Genomic DNA, 22550 nt, shown 5'->3' with positions numbered 1-22550 from the left:
GGAGGATGTAAGTTAAAGTAGTAGTCTTTTAATTCCTGTTTTGTCTGTCACGGAATTTATCTCTGGCCTCCTGACGCATTTTGTGCATTTCTTCTTCACTCACTTTCTCCGCATTACCAGGCAGGGAAACTTTTTCAGGAGGTACCGGTTTAAAGTCTACTTTCTTTGCTGTAAAGGAACGGTTGTTACTTTCAGCAGCCAGTACGACGCCATTTGGTTCAGGTAACAGGCCATTTACAGGGCTGTAGCTGAAAGGCAGGTCAGTTGTATACCATACGGTATAAGTTTCATCCCTTACGGTCACAGTAGCTTTTTTGCAATTGTAACCAGCGATTTTCTTAGTCTTATCACCCGGTTTTACATCTTTTGCCGGACGGAAATCTTCTTCTGCAAAGTAGGTTTTAGTAGAGTCATCTGGTTTGGTAAATGTTTGCAGGTATTTATGGCTCTGCAGGTCTACGAATCCGCCACCCATCATACCAAATCCACCACGGAAACGGCCACCACCAACTCCTGGAGGAGGGCCTTGTTCACCACCTTCACCCGGAGGAGGAGGAGGTCCCTGACGATCCATGCCGCCACCAAAGTTAGGACGTTCTGTTTCCAGCTTACCGTGGCCGGCTGCGAAAAAGAAATGTTGGTTTATAGTGATTACTTGTCCTTCTTCATCGCCGCCATCACCGCCTCTTGGAGGCATTTTTTGACTCAATTCATAATCGATCACACCGCTGTTCTTGTCCTGTGCCTGTGCCGTGAAGCCAGTGAAGGCTATCAGGGCGGCACCAAAGAGGGTTTTTGATAAATGGTTCATGTGTTTGTTTTTTTTCTTTCACAAAAGTCAATATTCGGCACGCATTTTCAGGTTAAATAGCTTTATTTATTGTTAATTACTGTTAATGAAAGAACATAATATGGGCGCAATGGTTAAGGTTCCTTATTTACTGTTAATTACTGTTAAGGGGATAGCCATGATTATCCTATAATCAAATAGCTTTGCATGATAAATTCATTGATATAATGCGCCAGCGGATCCGAAACATTCTGATACTCATGTGTATATGCATTCTAGGCATCTACATGTTCCAGGGATACTGGTTATATAACTCTTATCACATACAGTTAGAACAGTTCAGTAAAGATATTAACGAATCATTGCGTACAGCTGTCTACAACAAACAGTTTGCCGACGTACGCCGGTACTTCAGGCGCTTTAACAGAGAGCATGGAGACAGCCTGAGAGGCCCTGGTGGCGATATACCTCCTCCTGGTCCTGGTCCCGAAGAGGGCGAAGGTCGCATGCACGTAATGGTCGATGCGAACGATCATGCCGGTCCTCATCAGAATCCCAGCCGTGTGTATGCCGATACGCTGGCCAGGCAAATTTCCGATTTCCTGCTCCTGAACAATATTACCAGCGATAGTGTCAAACTGATAAAGCTGGACTCCATCTTTAGTGCAGAACTCCACGGCCGTCAGATCAAAACTGATTTCCACCTGGATACTTTTCATATCAACTTTGAAGGTTTTGCCAGGGAAAGTTTCCGCGATAGTCTGCGCAGACGGGGTCCACAAAAGACAAGCAAGATCCCATTCAACCCCGCAAGCAACCTTTTTGTTCAGGCGGTGTTTCAATCACCCATGCAATACATCCTTGCCAAGATGCTCTGGACCCTGGTAGGTTCCTTTGTTTTGCTGGTGCTGACGACGATCTGCTTTATCTACATGTTGCGTACCATCCTGAAACAAAAGAAACTCTCAGAGGTAAAGAATGATTTCATCAACAATATGACGCATGAGCTGAAAACGCCTATCGCTACAGTATATGCAGCTGTTGAAGCCATGCAGAATTTCAATGCCCTCAACGATCAGCGCAAAACGCAAACTTACCTCGACATCTCCAAGCAGGAGCTGCAAAGGTTGTCTGACCTGGTTGAAAAAGTATTGCACATCGCGTCGGAAGAAAGAGAAGAAATAGAGCTGTACAAAGAAGAAACGGACATCAACGAAATCATGGATACGATCATTACTAATCACCAGCTCAAAACTAACAGACCCGTGCAATTCAGGTATGATAACCTGATCGGTGAGCGGCTGGTAAATGTAGACCGTACCCACTTGTCAAATGCGATCAATAACCTCGTGGACAACGCCATCAAGTACTCAGGAGAATTGCCTGTGGTAAACATCCGTAGTTCCATAGAAAACGGTAACTTGATCGTTCGGGTAAAAGATAATGGCATAGGTATTCCTAAAACATACCAGGAAAATATTTTTGATACTTTCTTCCGGGTACCGACCGGCAACCTGCACAATGTGAAGGGATTCGGACTGGGCCTCAGTTATGTCAGGAAAATAGTAGAACTGCACGATGGTCGTATCACAGTACACAGTGAACCGGACAAAGGCAGCGAATTTATCATCCAGATACCTGTCTGAGATTAAATCTGTAACTATGGCTAAAGTATTATTGATAGAAGACGAATGGCAACTGGGACAAATCGTAAAAGATAGTCTGGAAATGCGTGGCTTTGAAATGCTCTACGCGACTGACGGAAAGGAAGGACTGGATTTGTACCATCAGCACAAACCAGATGTGGTGGTGCTGGATATCATGATGCCAAACATGGACGGCTTCACCGTTACTACAGAAATCAGGAAACAGGACAAAGTGACCCCGATTATCTTTCTCACAGCCAAATCCCAGACTGCGGATGTGGTAAAAGGATTTGAACTGGGAGGCAATGACTATCTGAAAAAGCCATTCAGTATGGATGAGCTGATTGTAAGGATCAAAGCTTTGCTGCAGCGGTTCAATGATCAGCCAGCGGCGCAGGAGGCTTCTGGTGCCGATGTAATCCAGATTGGCCAGTACCACTTCAACTACACCAAGCAAACCCTGACCCGCAATCATGAAACTGCTTTCCTCTCCCACCGGGAAGCTGAGATACTGCGGCGCCTGTCAGAAAATTTGAACCAGGTAATAGAAAGGAAGAGTATACTGCTGGATTTGTGGGGCGACGACAGCTTTTTCAACGCCCGCAGCATGGACGTTTTCATCACCAAATTGCGCCGCTACCTCAAAGATGACCCAAGGGTACAAATTGTCAACATCCGGGGCGTGGGTTATAAATTAATTTTCTGAGTATATCATTATCTTTGCTGTCTTATGGATCACATAGAACAGCAAATAGCTGCCTACAAACAGGAAATCCAGGCATTTGAACCGGCCACAGCTGCCGACCTGGAAGCATTCCGCATCAAATTCCTTGGTACCAAAGGGATTGTAAAAGCTATATCCGGAGAAATGGCGAACGTGCCCAAAGAGCAGAAAAGAGAATTCGGTTTACTGCTCAACGGGTTTAAGCAATTCGTAGAAGAGCGCTATGCGCAATTTGAACACCTGAAAGATGGTGCCGGTGCTGCCGCTACCGATGCGGACTTTACCCTGCCTGCGGAACCTCACCGCCTGGGTACCCGTCATCCTATCAGCATAGTAAGAAATAACATCATCAGCATATTTGAACGCCTGGGTTTTGCGATTGCAGAAGGGCCTGAAATAGAAGATGACTGGCATAACTTTACCGCACTGAACCTGCCGGAAAATCACCCGGCCAGGGATATGCAGGATACTTTCTACATCAGCAAGGCACCGGACTGGTTGCTGCGCACCCATACTTCTTCCGTACAGGTAAGGGCAATGGAAAAAGGTGAGCTGCCTATCCGTATCATCTGTCCCGGACGTGTATACCGCAATGAAACTATTTCCGCCCGTGCACACTGCTTCTTCCACCAGGTAGAAGGATTGTACATTGATGAAAACGTTTCTTTCGCTGATCTGAAACAAACGCTCTATCACTTCGTAAAAGAGCTGTTTGGCGAAGATATCCGTATCCGCTTCCGTCCTTCCTACTTCCCGTTCACTGAACCCAGTGCAGAAATGGATATTTCCTGCCACATCTGTGGTGGTAAGGGTTGTAACGTATGTAAGCATACCGGTTGGGTAGAAATCCTGGGTTGTGGTATGGTGCATCCGAAGGTGTTGGAGAACTGTGGTATCGATCCTGAAAAATACACTGGTTTTGCCTTCGGTATGGGTATAGAACGTATTACTATGCTGAAATACCAGATTAAGGATCTGCGGTTATTCTCAGAAAATGATGTTCGATTCCTGGAACAATTTGAAGGAGCAGTCTAGCAACAAGCATATTTGAATATATTTACAAGCAGGAGAAAAGCGCGCAATTGAATTATCCATACGCCTTTTCTCCTGTTTTTCTTTTTTACCCCCAAAAGACGAAGATGATCCATCTGGAACAAATGCAAACGATCGCTGTATGCGGGGCTGGCACCATGGGCGTCGGCATAGCACAGGTAGCCGCTGCCAGCGGTTTCAACACAGTATTGTTCGATGTACAACCAGCTATGCTGGACAAAGCCAGACAACAGATCAGTAGTCAATTATCCACCCTGGAGCAGAAAGGAAAACTGAAGGAAGGGATGGCGGTCCAGATCATGCAACGCCTGCATTTTACGGCACATACCGGCGATGTAAAGGCAGATGTGATTATAGAGGCCATCGTGGAAAAAATCGATATTAAAACAGCATTATTTCGGGAATTAGCGGCTGTGAATAATGAGTACACGATCTTCGCTTCCAACACCTCTTCTCTCTCCATATCATCCATTGCAGCGGCGGTGCCTCATCCTGAACGGGTAGCGGGCATGCACTTTTTTAATCCCGCACCGGTAATGAAACTGGTGGAGATTGTGAGTGGTGAAAAAACAACGGACAGTGTTGCACAACTGTTGCATGCATTGGCAGTTAAAATGGGTAAAACACCGGTACAGGTCAGGGATACTCCCGGCTTTATTGTAAACAGGGTTGCCAGGCATTATTATTTAGAAGCCATGCAGGTTGCAACGGAAGGAATTGCACCGTACAAAACAATAGATCGCCTGCTGGAAAGTGCAGGTTTCAGAATGGGACCTTTTACCCTGATGGACCTGATCGGCAACGATGTAAACCTTGCCGTGACGCAATCATTGTACGATGCATTTGCAAAGGCTCCCCGTTTTACGCCGAGTCCATTACAGATAACCTGTGTGCAGGCCGGTGATTTAGGAAAGAAAACCGGGAAAGGGTTTTATAATTATCTTTAGACAAACGGAACAAGATTACATGATATTAGTAACAGGAGGAACGGGATTTTTAGGCAGTCATTTATTACGAAAACTGGTGAAAACAGGCGTACCTGTAAGGGCATTATACCGCAAGGAAATTCCTGAACAGCTCAAAGAAATTGCAGACAAAATCACCTGGATAAAAGGTGATGTACTGGATGTAGTCGCACTGGAAGAAGCCATGGAAGGTGTTGAAAAAGTCTATCACTGTGCAGGTGTAGTATCATTCCGCCCGGAAGCGCGTGAGCAGATAATGAAAGTGAACATAGATGGTACTGCCAATGTGGTAAATCTGGCGCTGGATGCTGGCGTGAAAAAACTGGTACATGTGAGTTCCGTAGCTGCCCTGGGGCGTGCAAAGACCGGGCAGATGATCGATGAAAATACTGAATGGCAGGATAGTCATCACAATTCACAATATGCCGTGAGTAAGTACAGGGCAGAGATGGAAGTATGGAGAGGTATTGCAGAAGGATTACCTGCTGCCATCGTAAACCCATCGATTATCCTGGGCCCTGATTTCTGGGAAGATGGTTCCGGTCTGCTCATTAAAAATGCCTGGAAAGAATTCCCTTATTATACAGAAGGAATTACTGGTTTCACAGATGTGGAAGACGTGGCTGAAGTGATGATACGCCTGATGGAAAGTAATGTAAGCGGACAACGTTTTGTAATCTCCGCAGACAACTGGCGATATGTAGATCTGTTTACAGAAATGGCGATACAACTGGGCAAAAAGCCGCCACATAAACTGGTGAAACCATGGCAGGCAGAGATAGTATGGCGGATAGAAACATTGAAGAGTAAGATCACCGGAAAAAAGGCCGTGTTAACAAAAGAAACTGCACATACTGCGCAACTGAAAGTATACTACAATAACGGGAAGATAAAGGAGGTATTGCCGGACTTTACGTTTACACCACTGAAAGAAACGGTGGCCCGTATGAGTAAAGCATATCTGAAAAAGATGCTGTCCTCATCTAAGCAGTAATGCCGCTATTGCTGCAGCAACTACAATGCGCTGTTCCTCTTTTAAATTATTCAGGTCTAACCATACCCGGGGACTATTACCAGGTATGACTGCCGCCACTACCTTCTTCCGGTACACAAATTCGTACCGGATATTTTCATAAGAATTTACGATGCCAAAATGGTTATTGGCAGTGACTTTGAACTCTCCCAGTGAAGAGCGGAGTATGCCTGCCTGTTTGTTGTCGTTCAGGTCCAGATAAGTCATATTCCGGAGGATCATTTCCCAGGTACCCAAAGTAGAATCGGCAACCTGGATGACGATATAAGTAAGTTTATTGTTAGCCTCAACATGTTCCAGTACGGATGGTAACGAACGATCTGAGAAAGCGATGCGAGGGGTAAATAGCGACTGAATATGCGCCTTACTCCCTGTGTTGCAGGTATCACATAGCAGCTGGAAATTGAAGGCGTCAATGGGGTTCTTTATGAAGGAGAAAGAAGCAGGTTGATCGATACCGTTTTTACGGTCGCCTGTGGTATACTTATCGAAGGAAATTGTTTTGGCGGTAAACCAGCCGTCTTTAATAGTGACAGGAACTTCGGTAAGCCCTTTCTGGGCTACGGCAGTCAGGGTGGAAAACAGGAGAAGCAATGTTCGGAAAAGCATGTTCCAAATGTATAAAAAAATAGCTTCTGCAGGGTGGCAGAAGCTATTTTACAAAAGCGTTTATTTAGACGTTAATTTCTCCCAGATTTCAGGGATACGTTTGATCCATGCCAGTTCTTTCATCTTCATGCGTGCATCTTCTACCGGAGAACCAAAGTACGTTTTTCCTCCTTCCAGTGAAGCTGGTACACCACTTTGTGCCAGCACCACAGCTCCCTTACCAATCACCAGATCTTTGGATACACCTACCTGACCCCAGAGGATCACATTGTCTTCGATATGTGCTTTACCACCGATTCCTACCTGTGCAGCAAAAAGACAGTTACGACCAATTACGGTACCATGACCGATATGAATCATGTTGTCAAACTTAGTACCGCGACCAATGATAGTATCACCACTTACACCCTTGTCAATGGTACAGCCAGCGCCGATTTCCACATCGTCTTCAATGATCACGCGACCGCAGCTTTCCATCTTATCATACATCACTTCCCTGTCTGCTCTTTTCTTAAAGTAGAATGCATCTGCGCCAATCACGGTACCTGCATGAATGATTACGTTGTTGCCAATTACTGTATGATCATAGATGGTAACGTTGGGATGAATAAGACAGTTCTCGCCGATAGTAACGTGATTTCCGATGAACACATTTGGCTGAATGATAGTGTCCTTCCCTATTACCGCAGTATCGCTGATGGGTTTGGTCGCTGGTTCAAAAGGACGGAACCTTTTCACAATTTTAACATAAGCACTGAACGGATCAGGTAATACAAGCAATGTTTTACCGGGAGGACAGTCAACTTTTTTATTGATGATAATAATTGTTGCTGCAGAACGCAGACACTTATCATAGTACTTTTCAAAGTCTACAAATGAAATATCACCCGGAGTAACCTTATGTATTTCGTTAATGCCGGTTGCCATTTGCTGATCGTTGCCTTCCAGCTCTGCGCCTATGTATGCAGCGATTTCGGTTACCGGTATTGGAGCATTGAACTTCATATATTCTGCTGTTTAGTGCAACAAAGGTAGGTGAGAATCGGGATATTATCGTTTGTGTAAATTTGGTTTGATTGCCGGCACAAAAAATCTTTCAGTTGTGCTTTTTAACTGTTGTTATCCACACTTTTTTTAGTGGTGTGAATAAAAAAGTTTGCATTTTTTTTCTTTTGTGATAAAATTCTTTTTAATATTGTGTAGGGAATTTTTGTTCCCTGTACTTACTAACCCATTCACATAACAAGAAAGTCTGATTGTAAAAAACGGTCAGACTTTTTTTATGCTCACTCAAACCCTTTATTCATCAATATTTCAGCCGATAGTGCTATCACAATTATGTGATAATTTATCATAGCATGGTTATTCCATTTTTTGGAAAAAATTCCAATCTCAGGATACACATTCAACGTAAAGCAATAAGAATGAAGTCAATAAGATTTAGATAGCACTACTGAATAGCTGTGATTGTGGTTGTCTGCGCCATAAACGAGCATCAAATGCCATACAGATATTACGGATAAAAGGACGTCCTTTTTCTGTTACAAAAACCTTCTTTGGTTTTACAGCAACCAACCCATCCTTTTCAAGTTCCTGCAGTCTTTGCAAACCTTCTACAATCGCATCACACTGCACATCTGCCTTGTTCCAGGTAGTTTCAAAATTGCACATCAGTGCCTGAATATGGCGGCGAAGTAACAGGTCTTCGGTACTCAGAATATGTCCTCTTACTACCGGAAAGTCATCGTTGTTTACCCTTTCCATCCACCGATCGATCGTCTTCTCGTTTTGTGTATAAGCATACCAGCTATCGCCGATAGATGATGCACCTAAACCAATCATCAGTGAAGTATGATGATCTGTATAACCCATAAAGTTGCGGTGCAGGGTACCCTCCTGTGCTGAGCGGTACAGGGAATCATGTGGACGGGCAAAGTGATCCATTCCTATCTCTGTATACCCATTTTCAGCAAACATCGTTTTACCCAATTCGTACAGCGCGCGTTTTTCTTCATCCTTAGGCAAGTCTGTTTCAGAATATTTGCGCTGACCATTTCCCTTGATCCAGGGTACGTGTGCATAGCTATAGAATGAAATCCTGTCCGGACCCAGATTGATAATCTTATTAATGGTATCCTGTACACTTGTCATCGTTTGTAAAGGCAAACCATACACCAGGTCATAGTTGATGGAAGTAAATCCAATCTCCCTGGCCTCGTTCGTAACCCGCTCCACCGTTTCAAAAGGTTGTATACGGTTGATAATATCCTGCACCTTTGGATCAAAATCCTGGATACCCAGACTCATACGTCTGAACCCTAAATTGTACAGGGTTTGCATATGTGCCACAGTGGTATTATTGGGATGCCCTTCAAAACTCAGAGACGCATCAGAGATCAGGTCAGCATGTTCATAAATACCAATGATGAGTTGCGCCAGGTTGTCGGCGCTGAAGAAAGTAGGCGTACCTCCTCCAAGGTGAATTTCGCGGATTCTCGGGCGTTTTTCAAACAGTTTAAGGTAGAGGCCCCACTCCCGTAAGATAGCGTCCATATAGGGCTTTTCTACCCCATGATTGATGGTTATATGCTTGTTGCATCCACAATAAGTGCACAATTTTTCGCAATAAGGAAGGTGTATGTAAATGCTGATACCCTCGGTTGAGTTGGTCGCCTTAAAAGACTCCTGCAGGGATTGTTTCCATCTTGTAGCATCAAAGGTTGATTCATCCCAGTAGGGAACGGTGGGATAACTGGTGTACCGTGGTGCAGCGGTATTATATTTCTGAATGAGAGTCATTGTAGTCAAGGTTTAATACAGTGTAAAGAAACCCGCTCTTCCTGAGGAGAAAGTACCGGACTGATATACGGAATGCCCAGGTTCAGGCCACGCATGATCAGCAAGATGGCCATAATGCCGGCTATAACGGGTATGAAACGTCTGATGCGGTTACGGAAGCGCAGACTGATCAGCTCTGTGAACCAGCTTACCGCTACCATCGCCGGTAAGGTGCCCGTTCCAAAAGCTGTCATGAACAGTGCTCCCTGCCAGGTTGCACCTGTTGCTATCGCGCCTGCTATGGCGAAGTAAACCAACCCACAGGGCAGTAAGCCGTTGAAAAAACCGATTGCATAAAGTGTACTGAAACGACGTTGACGAAGTAAGTTGCCAAGGATCGATTTAATTCTTTTGGTATAAAATCCTCCTATTGCAGGAAGACGAAAGGACTTCCATCCGTACTGAAAAAAAATGACCAGCAGCAATAACCCTCCTACTGTAATAGAAAGCCATTGCTGCAGGCCACCGAGATAAAATTGTCTGCCCAGCCATCCGAAAAAGATGCCAAGGCCTGTATAAGCGCTCACACGTCCTGCATTGTACAGTAATATGCCTCCCAGCCTGCGCGTACCTTCCAGGTGCTGAACCGGCAAAGTAAGCGCTATCGGCCCGCACATACCTATGCAGTGAAAACTGCCTATAAAACCCAGCGAAAGCGCATAAAGAAATGTCAGGAACATATTGTGTGCTGTTTAAATTAGTTCACCGATATATTCTCTTCCTGGACGTAGTGTTTGCCCTTGGCATCCCATTCCATTTGAACCTGGTAATCACCCTTTTTCAGTTTCTGTTTGCTGATGCTCATAGTACCTTCTACACCAGCGCGGAGCGGAACTGTTACGTCCTGACGGGAATCCGCAGCTTTGTAAAAAAGGATCTTACCACTCAGTGGTGTTCCCTGCATTTCAGGAGGGAAAGTCACATCTATATGATCGCCGGCCTGATCGATCTTCACCGGTGCCGAAAGTAATGCTGCTTCTTTACGTCCGTCTATCACCTGTTGGTATTTCAGCTCTTCCGCATAATAGTCATTGTTCACCATTTCCACATGTGCATGCATACTCTTGGTAACCAATGTGAGCATACCGGCGGCAAAAAGAACGAATACAACGATGATGCTATGTCCCCAGTTCATGATGATTAGTTTATAAAAGTTATTGGAATTGTATCGGTCCCAGGAAAGTAGTTTTGATGGAACCGGTTTTCTTGTCGCCTGCATATAGTGCTACATGCAGCACCGTTTTTCTTTTCCCGATCGCACTTTTGGGTAATACGATAAAGAAGGTGCCTTCTCCCTGTGATTCTGCTTTTACTTTGATCACAGAAGCGCCAATTGATTGTATACGACCTGCTATATCTTCCAGTCTCAACGTCAGCGGAATATCAGCTGTCGTTTTGTTGATTAGTTTTACACTGTACAGGTTGGATACGCTGTCCTCTCCTCTCTCCTGGTACAACATACCTCCAGCACGGATGATATCGCCACCTACCGGTTGTCTGCTTGCCAGCATAAAAGTGATGGCTGCAACGATCAGCACCAGGATACTGCTGTACACTTTCATACGGGCGGTGATCGTCAGCGGTTGTTTGTTGGCAATACCATCTTCTGATGCGTAACGGATCAGGTTCAAAGGTCTGTTCACCTTCGCCATCATGAAATTACATGCATCGATACAGGCAGTACAGCCTACGCATTCCAGCTGGGTGCCGTTACGGATGTCTATACCTGTGGGGCACACCTTTACACATTGTGCACAGTCGATACAATCTCCGAAGGCAGCATCCTGTTGTTTCTTAAAATGGCTTCTGGGTTCTCCCCTTGAGTAGTCGTATGCTACGATCACGGAATTTTTGTCCAGCAATGCGCCTTGTAAACGGCCATACGGACAGACAATAGTACATACCTGCTCCCTGAAAAAAGCAAAGACGCCATAAAAAATGCCTGCAAAAATGAGAATGGCCGTAAGGCCACCAATATGTTCAGTTACAGGTCCCGTAATAATGCGCGAAAGGTTGTCTAAACCTATAATGTAAGCCAGAAAGGTGTTGGCGATCACGAATGAAAGCGTATAAAATAACACCTGTTTGCTGGTCTTTTTGAAAATCTTGTCTGTAGTCCAGGGGGCTTGATTCAGTACTCGCTGTGCAGCCGCATCACCTTCTATCCAGTATTCTATCTTTCGGAAAAGCATTTCCATAAAGATGGTCTGGGGGCACGCCCAACCGCAAAAAAGACGGCCAAAGGCCATCGTAAAGATGACTATAAAGAGGATAAAGGCAACCATTGCCAACCCGAAGATGAAGAAATCCTGGGGCCAGAAAAGAGCGCCGAAGAGGATAAAACGGCCTTCAACTACGTTAATTAAAAAAAGGGGCCGGCCGTTTATCTGAATAAACGGTCCGGCAAAAAACGCAATGAAATAGAGATAGCTAAGAATACTTCTCGCATTATAAAGTTTACCCTTAGGTCTCTGTGCATAAATCCAATTGCGTTTCCCTTGTTTATCCACAGTCGCCAAACTGTCTCGAAACGTTGTATCCATTGTGAACGCATTAAAAAGTGGGCCGGAACTGATTTCCGTATAACCGGTCAGTCCGGCCCGTGAAAGGTTATTTTTCCAGATTACCCTGTGGCTCCTTCGGATTAGGAGGGTTAGTGCCATGAATACTCTTTACATAGCTTGCTAACTGTGCCAGCTGTCCGGGAGAGAAATCATCTTTCCATGACTTCATCCCTTTTTCAGGTATGCCATATTTGATAGTCGTGAATACCTTGTTGATCGTTCCTCCATGTAGCCAGTAGTCGTCCGTGAGGTTGGGTCCTACCACACCCTGACCCTGTGGGCCATGGCAGGGAGCACAATTGCTCGCGAAAAGTTTGGCCGCAGCAGCCAGATCCGCAGGATCGGTCAGCTGTTTCACAGTATTCTCATCTACATTGTTCGCCGCATTTTTCAGATAGGCAGCTTTAGCTTCATCCGCTTTCGCATTGGCTATAGCCAGCTCTTCTATCTGTGATGGTGCTGAGTGAGCAACCTGGAATCGCCAGAGGTATACTACGGCAAATACAATACTGATGTAGAACCCGTATCTCCACCATGGAGGTGTTGGATTGTTCAGCTCATGGATACCATCGTAATCGTGGCCCATGTCTGCTTCAGCTTCAGAGTCAGCATCCAGCGTCTTAGTGTCATTCAGCTTTTCCAGCCAGTGGATACTCTTTTTGCCTTCAGCTACTGCTTTTTCAGCTTTCTCAGCTCTTACTTTACGTCTGCTCTTAATACCCACAAGAATACGAAGCGCATACAGCAGAGCGATGATAACGAGGAGTTCAAGGCCGATTACAGAGATCAGCAGGTAAAAGGAAGATGTGGACAGACCGCTGATGATGTTTGTTGTGGCTGTTGTTGTCACAGCTTCCTGTGCCATAGCGCCGGAAGCTGAAAAGAGGCTGCCTACCAGTAAGCCTCCGATCAGGAGTGCTTTACTGTTTTTCAGTCGCTCCTTATAGATGTCAATAGCACCAATAACAGCACTACCCAATATTACAATAGCGATGAACAGGCCTACGATCACGGTGAGGAGTACGATAGCTACAGGGTGGCCCAGTTCTGATGGACCATCTGGCTTGTAGGAGGTGTATTCTTCCGCAGCCGCAGGTAAGCTGGCCAGCAGTGAGAACAACAGTGTTGTATTAAAAAGTCTTTTCTTCATTGTTGGTCAGGTTTCAGCTTTCGTCTAATGGGATATTACTGATGTGGTCCACCATACCTTTTGGTGCTTTGAAAGCCCAGAAGGCCGCTACTATAAAGAACAGCGAAAAGAGGACCAGCGATATCAGCGGGTAAATGGTTACACCGGTGATGGATTGCAGATAGTTTATGAACTTCATGATAAATCAGTTTATTTCGTTTTGATATCCTTACCCATCCTTTGCAGATAAGCAATTAACGCTACGATTTCACGGTCTTTACCAACATGCAGTTTTTCTTTTTCCAGAGAACCGGCAATTTCATTTGCTTGTTTTTCCAGATCTGCGGTTGCCTGATTTTCATATCCTGGCGCGTATGGTACACCGAGTTTACGCATTACATTGATCATAGCTGGTGTCTTGGTCTTATCCAGTCTGTCTTCAAATAACCATGGGTATCTTGGCATGATAGAACCTGGAGACATAGAGGTTGGATCCAGCATGTGATTGTAATGCCATGAGTCAGGATACTTGCCACCTATTCTGGCCAGATCCGGACCGGTACGTTTTGAACCCCATTGGAACGGGTGATCGTACACGAATTCACCTGCTTTGGAATATTCACCGTAACGGGCTACCTCATCACGGAAAGGACGGATCATCTGGGAGTGACAGGTATAACAACCTTCGCGGATGTAAATATCACGGCCATGCAGTTCAAGCGGCGTATAAGGCTTTACGCTGGAGATAGTAGGAATGTTGCTTCTTACCAGGAAGGTAGGCACCAGTTCCAGTAAACCACCAATTGCTACTACGATCAGACTGAATACTGCCAGTTGAATTGGACGACGTTCAATCCAGTTGTGCCAGTGTGCTTTACCATGTACCTCTATCACTTTTGGCAGTGCTGGTGCTTCTGCAGCTTCGTCAGCTACAAACGTACCACGACTGATCGTCTTCGCCAGGTTCACAATCATCAGTATCACACCAGAGATGTAGAATACACCACCTACAGCACGCAATGCATACATTGGAACAACCGTGTGAACTGTTTCAAGGAACTGATATTTCAACTGTCCTTCAGCAGTAAACTCTTTCCACATCATGCTCTGAGTGAAAGCAGCCCAATACATTGGAATCACATAGAAGATGATACCCAGGGTACCCAGCCAGAAGTGAGTATTTGCCCATTTGCGGTTGTACAGTTCCGTGCTGAAAATACGTGGCAGCATCCAATACAGGATACCGAAGGTCAGGAAGCCATTCCAACCCAGTGCACCTACGTGTACGTGAGCGATAGTCCAGTCGGTATAGTGGCTGATAGCATTTACGTTTTTAAGGGAGAGCATCGGACCTTCGAATGTAGACATACCATAACAGGTCAGTGCTACTACAAAGAATTTCAGTATCGCATCTTCCCTTACTTTATCCCAGGCACCACGCAGCGTGAGCAGACCATTCAGCATACCACCCCATGAGGGAGCAATCAGCATGATGGAGAATACAGTACCCAGTGACTGTGCCCATTCAGGAAGAGCAGTATATAACAGGTGGTGAGGACCAGCCCAGATGTAAATAAAGATCAGCGCCCAGAAGTGGATGATAGACCAGCGATAGGAATACACAGGTCTGTTCGCAGCTTTAGGTACGAAGTAGTACATAAGGCCCAGGTAAGGAGTGGTCAGGAAGAACGCAACCGCATTGTGACCATACCACCATTGTACCAGTGCATCCTGCACACCGGCATACCAGGAGTAACTCTTCATGAAGCTCAGTGGCAACTCGAAAGAGTTGATGATGTGCAGCATGGCAATAGCTACCCATGTACCAATGTAGAACCAGATGGCTACATACAGGTGGGCTTCTCTCCTTTTCAGAATCGTACCCAGCATGTTCGCACCAAATACAACCCAGATAAGTGTGATAGCAATATCCAGTGGCCATTCCAGCTCGGCATATTCCTTACCGGTAGTATAACCCATGAACAGCGAAAGGGCACCACAGGCAATAATTGTCTGCCAGCCCCAGAAGTGAATTTTGCTCAGCAGGTCGCTGTACATGCGTGCCTTACACAAGCGTTGAAGTGAATAGTACACACCCATGAAAATACCGTTACCTACGAAAGCGAAGATGACAGCATTGGTGTGAACGGGCCGGATACGGCCAAAGGTCGTAGGTGCAAAGTCCAGGTTAATGCCCGGGAGTACCAGCGCCAGCGCGGCCCAAAGACCTGCCAGCATACCAATAAGCCCCCAGCCAATACTGGCATATGCAAACCATTTCACGGTACGGTTGTCGTACGCAAATTTTTCAAGAGACATATTTGTGCGATTACGGATGACGAGTTGATCGTAGAAAAAAATTAAACTTCCTGTTGCTGATTACTTATTGCTTACAATTAGGTGGAGTGGCAGTGCTGTTGTTGTTACAAGATGGTGCTGGTGGTGTAGATCCGCTGGCGTGTTCGGTTGGCTTGTGCTCAAAAAGAATTCGATGGGCCGGCGAGAAATGATCTTCAAACTGTCCGCTTCTTACCGACCAAATAAAGGCCGCCAGGAAACATATCGCTACCAGTAGACTGGCTCCTAGTAATAAAATGATCACGCTCATGGTGAGTTGTTTTAATTTCCATGAACAAAGCTAGCCTACTACGTTTGCGGGGACGATGATGCCGCTCAATGAGTGCGCTGATATAAATCAGTGCACTCATTGAGCAGTATCCTGCTTTAATAAATTGAGTAGAAGAATCCTGAAAACCCACCTTTGCTCCCTTAGGCAAAGGCAGGGTTTTGAAAAAAGTAATGGCCTGTTTTTAGCGTCTGTCGGCCCATTCGCTCAGGCCATATGAGAGTAATATCATGCTGATAGAATTGGCCGGCATCAGAATCGCCGCTGTAAGCGGAGATAAAATACCCTGCACTGCAAATGACAACCCGATCACGTTATAGATCAGTGAAATTACAAAGCTGATGACAATGATCCGTTTGTTCGCTATACAGATCCTGATAAACTTTGGTAATCTCGTCAGTTGTCCTGCTTCTAAGATCCCATCACTCGCGGGTGTAAAGTTGTTGCTGTCTTCGGTTAATGATATACCTACATCACTCTGTTTCAGTGCGCCTGCATCGTTGAGACCATCGCCGATCATCAGCACACGTCTGCCCTTCGTTTGCAGGTCCAGTATGTAGTTTAGTTTGTCTTGTGGTTGTTGGGTAAAGCGGAGTGTGGCGTCTTCTCCCATCAATGATTTCAGATAGCCCGCTTCCCGGTCATTATCGCCGGAGAGCAGGGAGAGGCTGTACCCCTTTGTTCTCAGGCTTTGCAGCAGCGTACTAATGCCTTCACGGTATTGGTTACCGATCAGGAAATATCCCAGCGGCTGCTCGTTGATAGCTACGTATACAATGCTACCATCGTTGTGCATAGCAGCAGTGCGGGTGCCTGTAAAGGAGGCGTTGCCCAGCAATATTGCATCTTCCTGTATATATCCGCTTACGCCCATACCTGTGGTGGTTTTGAACCCGCTTACAGGTACTCTTGGAATGTTGTGATAAAAAGCGCTGATCAGTTTACTGAGTGGGTGGGTAGATTGAGCGGCTACAGAAGCGATGCTCATAATCTGTGCCCTTGAAAGTGCAGGCCCATGCCAGGTGACAGGGATATCCTTGTTGCCGGTCAGCGTACCTGTTTTATCAAATACAATGTCTGTAATACCCGCCAGCCTTTCAATGGCACCCGCATTGCGCAGGTACAATTTATGTCTGCTCAGAATGCGGAGAATGTGACCATTGGTGAAAGAAGCGGCTAAGAGTAATGTACACGGACAGGCTACAATCAGGATAGACGTGGCTGCCGGCCAGATCCTCGTGTGGTCAAACTTCCACCAGTAAAGGGCTGACAGCGCTGCGATTGCCAGCAGCAACCAGGTGAAGTTACGCGCTACCAGGTGAATGAATGACTCCTGACGGGTCACTTTCTGCTTCAGTTCATCCCTGTTCCAGAGACTGGTCAGGTAACTTTGCGCCACTTCCTTGATCGTCAGGATCTCAATGTTTCCTTCTAACTGTTTACCTCCTGCATACACGATCTCACCTATCGATTTGCTTACCGGCACCGACTCTCCGGTTACAAAGCTATAATCTACGAGGGCTGTACCGCGTACCAGGATACCATCTGCTGGTATCAGCTCATTGTCGTGAATGAGTAAGGTATCATTTACTTTGATGTCAGGAAGTGCAGTAGGCACTTCCTGACCATCTTTTATAATTGTAATGGCTAACGGGAAATAAGAGGTATAATCCCTGTCGAAAGATAATCCCTGGTAAGTCTTGTCCTGCAGAATTCTGCCGATCAGCATGAAAAATACGATACCGGTCATTGAGTCGAAATAACCGGAGCCAGAGCCTGAAAACACATCGACTAGGCTGCGTACAAAGGTGACAACGATGGCGAGTACGATGGGAGCATCAATGTTCAGAAAACCTGTCTTGAGGCCACTCCACGCCGATTTGAAAAATACCTGAGCACTATAAAAGAATACGGGCAGTGACAGTGTCACATTCAGTATTCTGAAAATCTCATTCATTTTCGCATCGGAATAACCATAGTTACCAAAGTACTCTGGAAAACTGAGCAGCATGATATTACCAAAGGCAAACCCGGCTACCCCTAGCCGGTAAATCAGGTCCCGCTGTACACGGGGTTTCTTTTTCTGCATGTCCTGCAGGCTGATATAGGGCTCATAGCCAATGCTGGTCAGTATTTCAGCAATGCGGCGAAGGGTCGTCTGCGACTGCTGGTATACAATACGCGTTTCCTTGCGGGTAAAGTTTACCGTTACGCTTTCAACCCCGCTATCCAGCTTGTGCAGGTTCTCCAGCAACCAGAGGCAGGAGCTGCAGTGAATATGTGGAATGTAAAAAGTGATGTGCGTATGATCGTCATCCCTGTATTGGATCAGTTGCTGCTGGATTTTATTATCGTCAAGAAAGGCAAATTTGTCCTTCCTCACAGGTATCCTTTGAGCAAGTCCGGGTTTATTATTTAAGTTATAGTATTCACAAAGGTCATTCTCATTGAGCAGTTCGTACACTAGTTTACATCCCTGACAACAAAAGATCTTATCCCCAATAATGATAGTAGTGTCAGCACAGGCCTCCCCGCAATGTTCACACTCCACTTCTATCCCAGGGACGGCGGTAAATGTAGCCATGATAAAGGATTTGGTGCAAAAATACCGGCAATGCGAAGGGGGAAAAATGACAAGAGTCAAGAGCGGGGCTGACAACAATCAGGAAATAAAGGAAATGACAGGACGGTGATAATTAGTCCTGCAGGTTGGCGGTTTTGGTGATTTCTTCCTGGTTGAGCAGGCGGATTTTCTTGCCCTGCAGCTCAATCAGACCGTCTTTTTTGAATTCGGAAAGCAGGCGGATGGCTGATTCTGTGGCTGTGCCTACCAGGTTGGCAATCTCTTCACGGCTCAGGCGCACATTCAGGGTGGTGCCATCCTGCTCTACGCCATAAGTTTCCTTGATGAAAAGGAGCGTTTCGGCCAGTCTTTCCCGCACCGGCTTCTGAGCCAGGTGGGTGATCTTGGTCTCGGCCTTACGGAGTTCGCTGGCAATGATGCGCATCATCTCGAAAGAGAGGTTAGCATCTTTTTGCAGGATGCTCATGAAAAGGTCTTTGGGAATAAAGCACACGGAAGAATCGTCCAGTGCAATAGCAGAAGCGGTGTACCTTTCCGCAGACAGAAGTGCCTTGTAGCCGATGATGTCACCTGGCTTAGCCAACCTGACGATCTGTTCGCGGCCATCATCTCCTGAATGAGAGAGCTTAATTTTGCCGGTATTTACGCAGTAAATGCCGAAAGGATAGGTGCCTTCCTGGAATACTACTTCTCCTTTTTTGTAGGTGGAGCATACTTTGGCGGCGTCTATCTCTTCCAGATTGCACTTTTCAGCTTTGAATAATATTGATCCAAAGCGATCCTGACAGTTCATACACGAGGCATTATGGAAAGGCGTACACATAGTATTCAATCTCCAAAATTACTAATTTAGTGGATTAAAACCTGCAAAAAATCACTTCCGGGAGCATTCCTTATGGCATTTAATTATTATATAATATATAAACCTTTCCAGGTACTTACCCGTTTCGGCAAAGAAGAAGGGAAAGCCAGCCTGGGAGATTTTTTTAAAGTTCCCCCGGATGTTTACCCGGTGGGACGTTTAGATTACGACAGTGAAGGCCTCCTGGTGCTGACCAATGACAAGGCCCTCAATCACCGCCTTCTGGATCCGAAATTTGCACATGAAAGGGAATACTGGGTACAGGTAGATGGAGCTGTGACCGACACTGCTGTACAACAGTTGCGTCAGGGGGTACCTATCAATATTGATGGTAAAATGTACAAAACCCGCCCCTGTAAGGCCACCCTTTTTCCGGAAGATCCGGAGGTCCCTGACCGCAACCCTCCTATCCGTTTCCGTAAGAGCATTCCCGCCCCATGGATAAAATTGTCCCTGAAGGAAGGAAAAAACAGGCAGGTCAGGAAAATGACCGCTGCCGTTGGCTTCCCAACGTTGAGACTTATACGTTACCGGATAGGTAAGGCTACTATAGCCGGTTTGCTGCCGGGCGACATCAGGGAATACAGCCAGCAGGAGCTCTATGACCTGCTCTTTAAAGCCTGATCTTGAACGTTTCTTTGCGCTTTGGCCTAATTTAGGTAGGTTTGTTGCTTACAAATCTCTATTATGCTGAAATCAATGACCGGCTTCGGAAGGGCTGAAATCACCCGGGGAGAGACAACAATAGTGGTAGAAATTAAATCACTGAATGGAAAACAGTTTGAAGTAAACCTGAAAATTTCCCCGTTGTTAAAGCCCTACGAGTTTGATATACGCAACCAGCTGCAACAAACGTTAGTACGTGGAACGCTGGATGCCAGTGTTAATATCAGACAAAACGGTGCAAACCGTCCGGTGGTCATTAATACAGATCTGGCAAAGTTCTATCATCAGTCTATCACCACACTGGCCGATGAACTGAATTTGCCTAAAGAAGATATGCTCAATGTGCTGATGAAGCTTCCAGAAGTGGTGAGCCCTGCTAATGAGCAGATCTCTGAAGAAGAGTGGCAGGAAGTCGAAACAGCACTGAAACAGGCTATTTCCGACCTCGATGCCCATCGCCTGGACGAAGGTTCTGTGCTGGCAGCGGACCTGCTCACACGTATAGAGAACATTGAAAACTACACCATCAAGGTAAGAGAACTGGATCCGCAGCGTAAAGACAGGGTAAGAACCAGACTCGAATCTCTGCTGGCAGAATATGTAGGTAAAGAAAACATAGACGAGAATCGCCTGGAACAGGAACTTATATTTTATTTAGAAAAACTGGACATCTCTGAAGAACTGGTAAGACTGGAAAACCACTGCCGTTACTTCAAAGAAATCCTGAAAGAAGCAGAACCTTCCAAAGGTAAAAAACTGGGATTCGTATTACAGGAAGTAGGCCGTGAAATTAATACGACCGGTTCCAAAGCTAATGATGCCAACATCCAGCAATGGGTAGTGCTCATGAAAGATGAGCTGGAAAAAGCGAAAGAGCAGGTGCTGAATGTGCTGTAATAAAAAACCGTATCGCAATAGTATATGAATAAATTCTTCCGGATGATGGCTGTAGGAATGTTGCTGGTAGCAGCTTCCTGCGAGCCCATGAAGATGGACACCTATGAAAAGAACCTGGAGATCCCGGGGCATGAATGGGCCTACAACTATAAGCCAGCATTTGAGGTCACCCTGCAACCGGCAGATACAGCCTATTTGTATAACATCTATGTGAATATCCGTCACAAGGATGCATACCCCTATAGCAATATTTACCTGCTGATCGATACCCGGTTTCCGGGCGAACAACCAATACCACAAAGGGTAGAACTGCCCCTTGCTGATATGACCGGTAAATGGCTGGGTAGTGGGCTGGACGATATTTATGAACACCAGATCCCCATTCAGCAACATGCGATACTGAATAAACCAGGTGTTTATAAGTTTACCTTTGAACAAAACATGCGGCAAAATCCGCTTCCGGATATCATGAATGTTGGCTTACGGGTGGAGAAAGCCGGTTTACGGACCAATGAAAAAGCTACTCAATAAACTACAGGACGGAAAAGCCATTTCCGTTATCTATCTGTTTGTACTTGCATATACGATCCTGGCACTCGTATGGTGGGGGGTACTCCTGTTTATGCAAAGCGAACAGATATCCCGCTTCGAAATCCAGAACCTGGTGCTGAGAACTGACAGTGTTGCACATCCGGTAGAATATCAACAGGAACTGGCACGGATACAAACTACAGAATACCGCCGTACTGTCATGTTTATCGGCGAGGGAATTATTTTTCTGGCCATTATTTTAATGGGTGGTTTCTTTGTATACCGCTCCATCTACAAGCAAATGAAGCTCTCACAGCAACAGCAGAACTTCATGATGGCCGTAACACACGAACTGAAATCCCCTATTGCTGCCGCCAAACTCAATCTGGAAACCCTTCGTAAACATAGACTGGATGAGGAAAAGCGGTTAAAACTACTGGACAATACCATTCGCGAAACCAATCGTCTTGATCAGCTGTGTAATAATATACTGCTGGCATCCCAAATGGAATCAGACCGTTATAAACTGTTCCGCGAAGACCTCAATTTTTCTGAATTGCTGGTCAATGGCGTAAAGGAAATCAAAGGTAGAATAGCCACACACTCCATACAGGCACATATTTTGCCTGATGTATGGCTGAATGGTGACAAGTTCATGCTGCAGATAGCGCTGAACAACCTCGTAGAGAATGCTGCTAAATATGCACCCAAAAATACGGTCATAGACGTACGGTTAGAGGAAAATGCCGGCCAGCTTAGGCTGGTAGTGAAAGATGAAGGACCAGGCATCCCAGTTGATGAACGGGAAAGGATCTTCCTTAAATTTTACCGCATAGGCAACGAAAATACCCGCAAAGCCAAAGGCTCCGGGTTGGGCCTCTTCCTTACCAGAAGGATCGTACAGCAACATGGAGGCACTATCATCGTAAAAGATAATGTACCTGCCGGAGCATATTTTGAAATCACATGGCCGGTATATTCCGTACAAACGGCGTAAATTACATTATCAGTAATTTAAGCTTATCGAAATTTA

22 protein-coding genes are annotated in these 22550 nt (G+C 45.6%); 9 read left to right on the top strand and 13 right to left on the bottom strand.

The window, feature by feature from the left end:
* Window positions 1-28 precede the first annotated feature (28 nt).
* The gene (locus QQL36_RS07905; protein WP_083721928.1) at window positions 29-811 is read right to left on the bottom strand and encodes a GLPGLI family protein; all 783 of its coding nucleotides are present in this window, start codon (window positions 809-811) and stop codon (window positions 29-31) included.
* A 239-nt stretch (window positions 812-1050) separates the two neighbouring features.
* Between QQL36_RS07905 and QQL36_RS07900 the strand changes: the two genes are divergently transcribed.
* From QQL36_RS07900 to QQL36_RS07880, 5 genes are all read left to right on the top strand, one after another.
* Entirely contained in the window at window positions 1051-2436 is a 1386-nt protein-coding gene (locus QQL36_RS07900) for a HAMP domain-containing sensor histidine kinase (protein ID WP_321569461.1), read from the top strand.
* 16 nt (window positions 2437-2452) lie between these two features.
* Window positions 2453-3142, top strand: coding sequence for a response regulator transcription factor (locus tag QQL36_RS07895; RefSeq protein ID WP_083721930.1), 690 nt, complete (start codon window positions 2453-2455; stop codon window positions 3140-3142).
* 24 nt (window positions 3143-3166) lie between these two features.
* A complete protein-coding gene (pheS, locus tag QQL36_RS07890; RefSeq protein ID WP_083721931.1) occupies window positions 3167-4195 on the top strand; it encodes a phenylalanine--tRNA ligase subunit alpha in 1029 nt (342 codons plus the stop codon).
* A 104-nt stretch (window positions 4196-4299) separates the two neighbouring features.
* Window positions 4300-5160: a 3-hydroxyacyl-CoA dehydrogenase NAD-binding domain-containing protein gene (locus QQL36_RS07885; RefSeq protein ID WP_321569460.1), complete on the top strand. Its 861-nt coding sequence runs from the start codon at window positions 4300-4302 to the stop codon at window positions 5158-5160.
* Between the two features lie 19 nt (window positions 5161-5179).
* Window positions 5180-6172, top strand: a complete 993-nt coding sequence (locus QQL36_RS07880; RefSeq protein WP_083721933.1) for an SDR family NAD(P)-dependent oxidoreductase — start codon at window positions 5180-5182, stop codon at window positions 6170-6172.
* Here QQL36_RS07880 and QQL36_RS07875 read toward each other — a convergent pair.
* From QQL36_RS07875 to QQL36_RS07820, 12 genes are all read right to left on the bottom strand, one after another.
* The gene (locus QQL36_RS07875; RefSeq protein WP_083721934.1) at window positions 6158-6820 is read right to left on the bottom strand and encodes a hypothetical protein; all 663 of its coding nucleotides are present in this window, start codon (window positions 6818-6820) and stop codon (window positions 6158-6160) included. The two genes, QQL36_RS07880 and QQL36_RS07875, sit on opposite strands and share 15 nt — an antisense overlap.
* Window positions 6821-6880: 60 nt before the next feature.
* Complete coding sequence (locus QQL36_RS07870; RefSeq protein WP_083721935.1) at window positions 6881-7825, bottom strand: UDP-3-O-(3-hydroxymyristoyl)glucosamine N-acyltransferase; 945 nt, start codon at window positions 7823-7825, stop codon at window positions 6881-6883.
* 435 nt (window positions 7826-8260) lie between these two features.
* Window positions 8261-9619: an oxygen-independent coproporphyrinogen III oxidase gene (gene hemN, locus QQL36_RS07865; RefSeq protein ID WP_321569459.1), complete on the bottom strand. Its 1359-nt coding sequence runs from the start codon at window positions 9617-9619 to the stop codon at window positions 8261-8263.
* A 5-nt stretch (window positions 9620-9624) separates the two neighbouring features.
* A complete protein-coding gene (locus tag QQL36_RS07860; protein ID WP_083721937.1) occupies window positions 9625-10338 on the bottom strand; it encodes a sulfite exporter TauE/SafE family protein in 714 nt (237 codons plus the stop codon).
* A gap of 17 nt (window positions 10339-10355) precedes the next feature.
* Window positions 10356-10793, bottom strand: a complete 438-nt coding sequence (locus QQL36_RS07855; RefSeq protein ID WP_179091031.1) for a FixH family protein — start codon at window positions 10791-10793, stop codon at window positions 10356-10358.
* Between the two features lie 19 nt (window positions 10794-10812).
* Entirely contained in the window at window positions 10813-12201 is a 1389-nt protein-coding gene (ccoG, locus tag QQL36_RS07850; protein ID WP_083721939.1) for a cytochrome c oxidase accessory protein CcoG, read from the bottom strand.
* A 67-nt stretch (window positions 12202-12268) separates the two neighbouring features.
* Window positions 12269-13372, bottom strand: a complete 1104-nt coding sequence (locus QQL36_RS07845) for a cbb3-type cytochrome c oxidase N-terminal domain-containing protein (protein WP_321569458.1) — start codon at window positions 13370-13372, stop codon at window positions 12269-12271.
* A gap of 13 nt (window positions 13373-13385) precedes the next feature.
* Window positions 13386-13550 carry a cytochrome C oxidase Cbb3 gene (locus QQL36_RS07840; protein ID WP_083721941.1) on the bottom strand — a complete coding sequence of 55 codons (165 nt, stop codon included), beginning with the start codon at window positions 13548-13550 and terminating at the stop codon, window positions 13386-13388.
* 11 nt (window positions 13551-13561) lie between these two features.
* A complete protein-coding gene (ccoN, locus tag QQL36_RS07835) occupies window positions 13562-15670 on the bottom strand; it encodes a cytochrome-c oxidase, cbb3-type subunit I (protein ID WP_083721942.1) in 2109 nt (702 codons plus the stop codon).
* Window positions 15671-15734: 64 nt separating this feature from the next.
* A complete protein-coding gene (gene ccoS, locus QQL36_RS07830) occupies window positions 15735-15959 on the bottom strand; it encodes a cbb3-type cytochrome oxidase assembly protein CcoS (protein WP_083721943.1) in 225 nt (74 codons plus the stop codon).
* 202 nt (window positions 15960-16161) lie between these two features.
* The gene (locus tag QQL36_RS07825) at window positions 16162-18561 is read right to left on the bottom strand and encodes a heavy metal translocating P-type ATPase (RefSeq protein ID WP_321569457.1); all 2400 of its coding nucleotides are present in this window, start codon (window positions 18559-18561) and stop codon (window positions 16162-16164) included.
* Window positions 18562-18673: 112 nt separating this feature from the next.
* On the bottom strand, window positions 18674-19354 hold the full coding sequence (locus tag QQL36_RS07820) for a Crp/Fnr family transcriptional regulator (RefSeq protein WP_235643547.1): 681 nt from the start codon (window positions 19352-19354) through the stop codon (window positions 18674-18676).
* Window positions 19355-19456: 102 nt separating this feature from the next.
* Here QQL36_RS07820 and QQL36_RS07815 point away from each other — a divergent pair, with 102 nt between their 5' ends.
* The 4 genes from QQL36_RS07815 to QQL36_RS07800 all read left to right on the top strand — a co-directional run bounded on the left by QQL36_RS07815 (window position 19457) and on the right by QQL36_RS07800 (window position 22514).
* Window positions 19457-20047 carry a pseudouridine synthase gene (locus tag QQL36_RS07815; protein ID WP_083721946.1) on the top strand — a complete coding sequence of 197 codons (591 nt, stop codon included), beginning with the start codon at window positions 19457-19459 and terminating at the stop codon, window positions 20045-20047.
* Window positions 20048-20110: 63 nt separating this feature from the next.
* Complete coding sequence (locus QQL36_RS07810; RefSeq protein ID WP_083721947.1) at window positions 20111-20986, top strand: YicC/YloC family endoribonuclease; 876 nt, start codon at window positions 20111-20113, stop codon at window positions 20984-20986.
* A 24-nt stretch (window positions 20987-21010) separates the two neighbouring features.
* On the top strand, window positions 21011-21517 hold the full coding sequence (locus tag QQL36_RS07805; RefSeq protein WP_321569456.1) for a gliding motility lipoprotein GldH: 507 nt from the start codon (window positions 21011-21013) through the stop codon (window positions 21515-21517).
* Window positions 21498-22514, top strand: a complete 1017-nt coding sequence (locus QQL36_RS07800) for a sensor histidine kinase (protein WP_321569455.1) — start codon at window positions 21498-21500, stop codon at window positions 22512-22514. Before QQL36_RS07805 ends, QQL36_RS07800 begins: the two co-directional genes overlap by 20 nt.
* Window positions 22515-22550: the final 36 nt, after the last annotated feature.

It is taken from the genome of Chitinophaga sp. LS1, assembly GCF_034274695.1.
GTDB lineage: Bacteria > Bacteroidota > Bacteroidia > Chitinophagales > Chitinophagaceae > Chitinophaga.
The sequence above is the reverse complement of the archived record's forward strand: the minus strand, read 5'-3'. Positions and strand labels throughout refer to the sequence as shown.

Bases quoted from the DNA above. Each gene is read 5' to 3' on its own strand.
- QQL36_RS07905 (WP_083721928.1), bottom strand. From the start codon at position 811: ATGAACCATTTATCAAAAACCCTCTTTGGTGCCGCCCTGATAGCCTTC.
- QQL36_RS07900 (WP_321569461.1), top strand. From the start codon at position 1,051: ATGTGTATATGCATTCTAGGCATCTACATGTTCCAGGGATACTGGTTA.
- QQL36_RS07895 (WP_083721930.1), top strand. From the start codon at position 2,453: ATGGCTAAAGTATTATTGATAGAAGACGAATGGCAACTGGGACAAATC.
- pheS (WP_083721931.1), top strand. From the start codon at position 3,167: ATGGATCACATAGAACAGCAAATAGCTGCCTACAAACAGGAAATCCAG.
- QQL36_RS07885 (WP_321569460.1), top strand. From the start codon at position 4,300: ATGATCCATCTGGAACAAATGCAAACGATCGCTGTATGCGGGGCTGGC.
- QQL36_RS07880 (WP_083721933.1), top strand. From the start codon at position 5,180: ATGATATTAGTAACAGGAGGAACGGGATTTTTAGGCAGTCATTTATTA.
- QQL36_RS07875 (WP_083721934.1), bottom strand. From the start codon at position 6,820: ATGCTTTTCCGAACATTGCTTCTCCTGTTTTCCACCCTGACTGCCGTA.
- QQL36_RS07870 (WP_083721935.1), bottom strand. From the start codon at position 7,825: ATGAAGTTCAATGCTCCAATACCGGTAACCGAAATCGCTGCATACATA.
- hemN (WP_321569459.1), bottom strand. From the start codon at position 9,619: ATGACTCTCATTCAGAAATATAATACCGCTGCACCACGGTACACCAGT.
- QQL36_RS07860 (WP_083721937.1), bottom strand. From the start codon at position 10,338: ATGTTCCTGACATTTCTTTATGCGCTTTCGCTGGGTTTTATAGGCAGT.
- QQL36_RS07855 (WP_179091031.1), bottom strand. From the start codon at position 10,793: ATGAACTGGGGACATAGCATCATCGTTGTATTCGTTCTTTTTGCCGCC.
- ccoG (WP_083721939.1), bottom strand. From the start codon at position 12,201: ATGGATACAACGTTTCGAGACAGTTTGGCGACTGTGGATAAACAAGGG.
- QQL36_RS07845 (WP_321569458.1), bottom strand. From the start codon at position 13,372: ATGAAGAAAAGACTTTTTAATACAACACTGTTGTTCTCACTGCTGGCC.
- QQL36_RS07840 (WP_083721941.1), bottom strand. From the start codon at position 13,550: ATGAAGTTCATAAACTATCTGCAATCCATCACCGGTGTAACCATTTAC.
- ccoN (WP_083721942.1), bottom strand. From the start codon at position 15,670: ATGTCTCTTGAAAAATTTGCGTACGACAACCGTACCGTGAAATGGTTT.
- ccoS (WP_083721943.1), bottom strand. From the start codon at position 15,959: ATGAGCGTGATCATTTTATTACTAGGAGCCAGTCTACTGGTAGCGATA.
- QQL36_RS07825 (WP_321569457.1), bottom strand. From the start codon at position 18,561: ATGGCTACATTTACCGCCGTCCCTGGGATAGAAGTGGAGTGTGAACAT.
- QQL36_RS07820 (WP_235643547.1), bottom strand. From the start codon at position 19,354: ATGAACTGTCAGGATCGCTTTGGATCAATATTATTCAAAGCTGAAAAG.
- QQL36_RS07815 (WP_083721946.1), top strand. From the start codon at position 19,457: ATGGCATTTAATTATTATATAATATATAAACCTTTCCAGGTACTTACC.
- QQL36_RS07810 (WP_083721947.1), top strand. From the start codon at position 20,111: ATGCTGAAATCAATGACCGGCTTCGGAAGGGCTGAAATCACCCGGGGA.
- QQL36_RS07805 (WP_321569456.1), top strand. From the start codon at position 21,011: ATGAATAAATTCTTCCGGATGATGGCTGTAGGAATGTTGCTGGTAGCA.
- QQL36_RS07800 (WP_321569455.1), top strand. From the start codon at position 21,498: ATGAAAAAGCTACTCAATAAACTACAGGACGGAAAAGCCATTTCCGTT.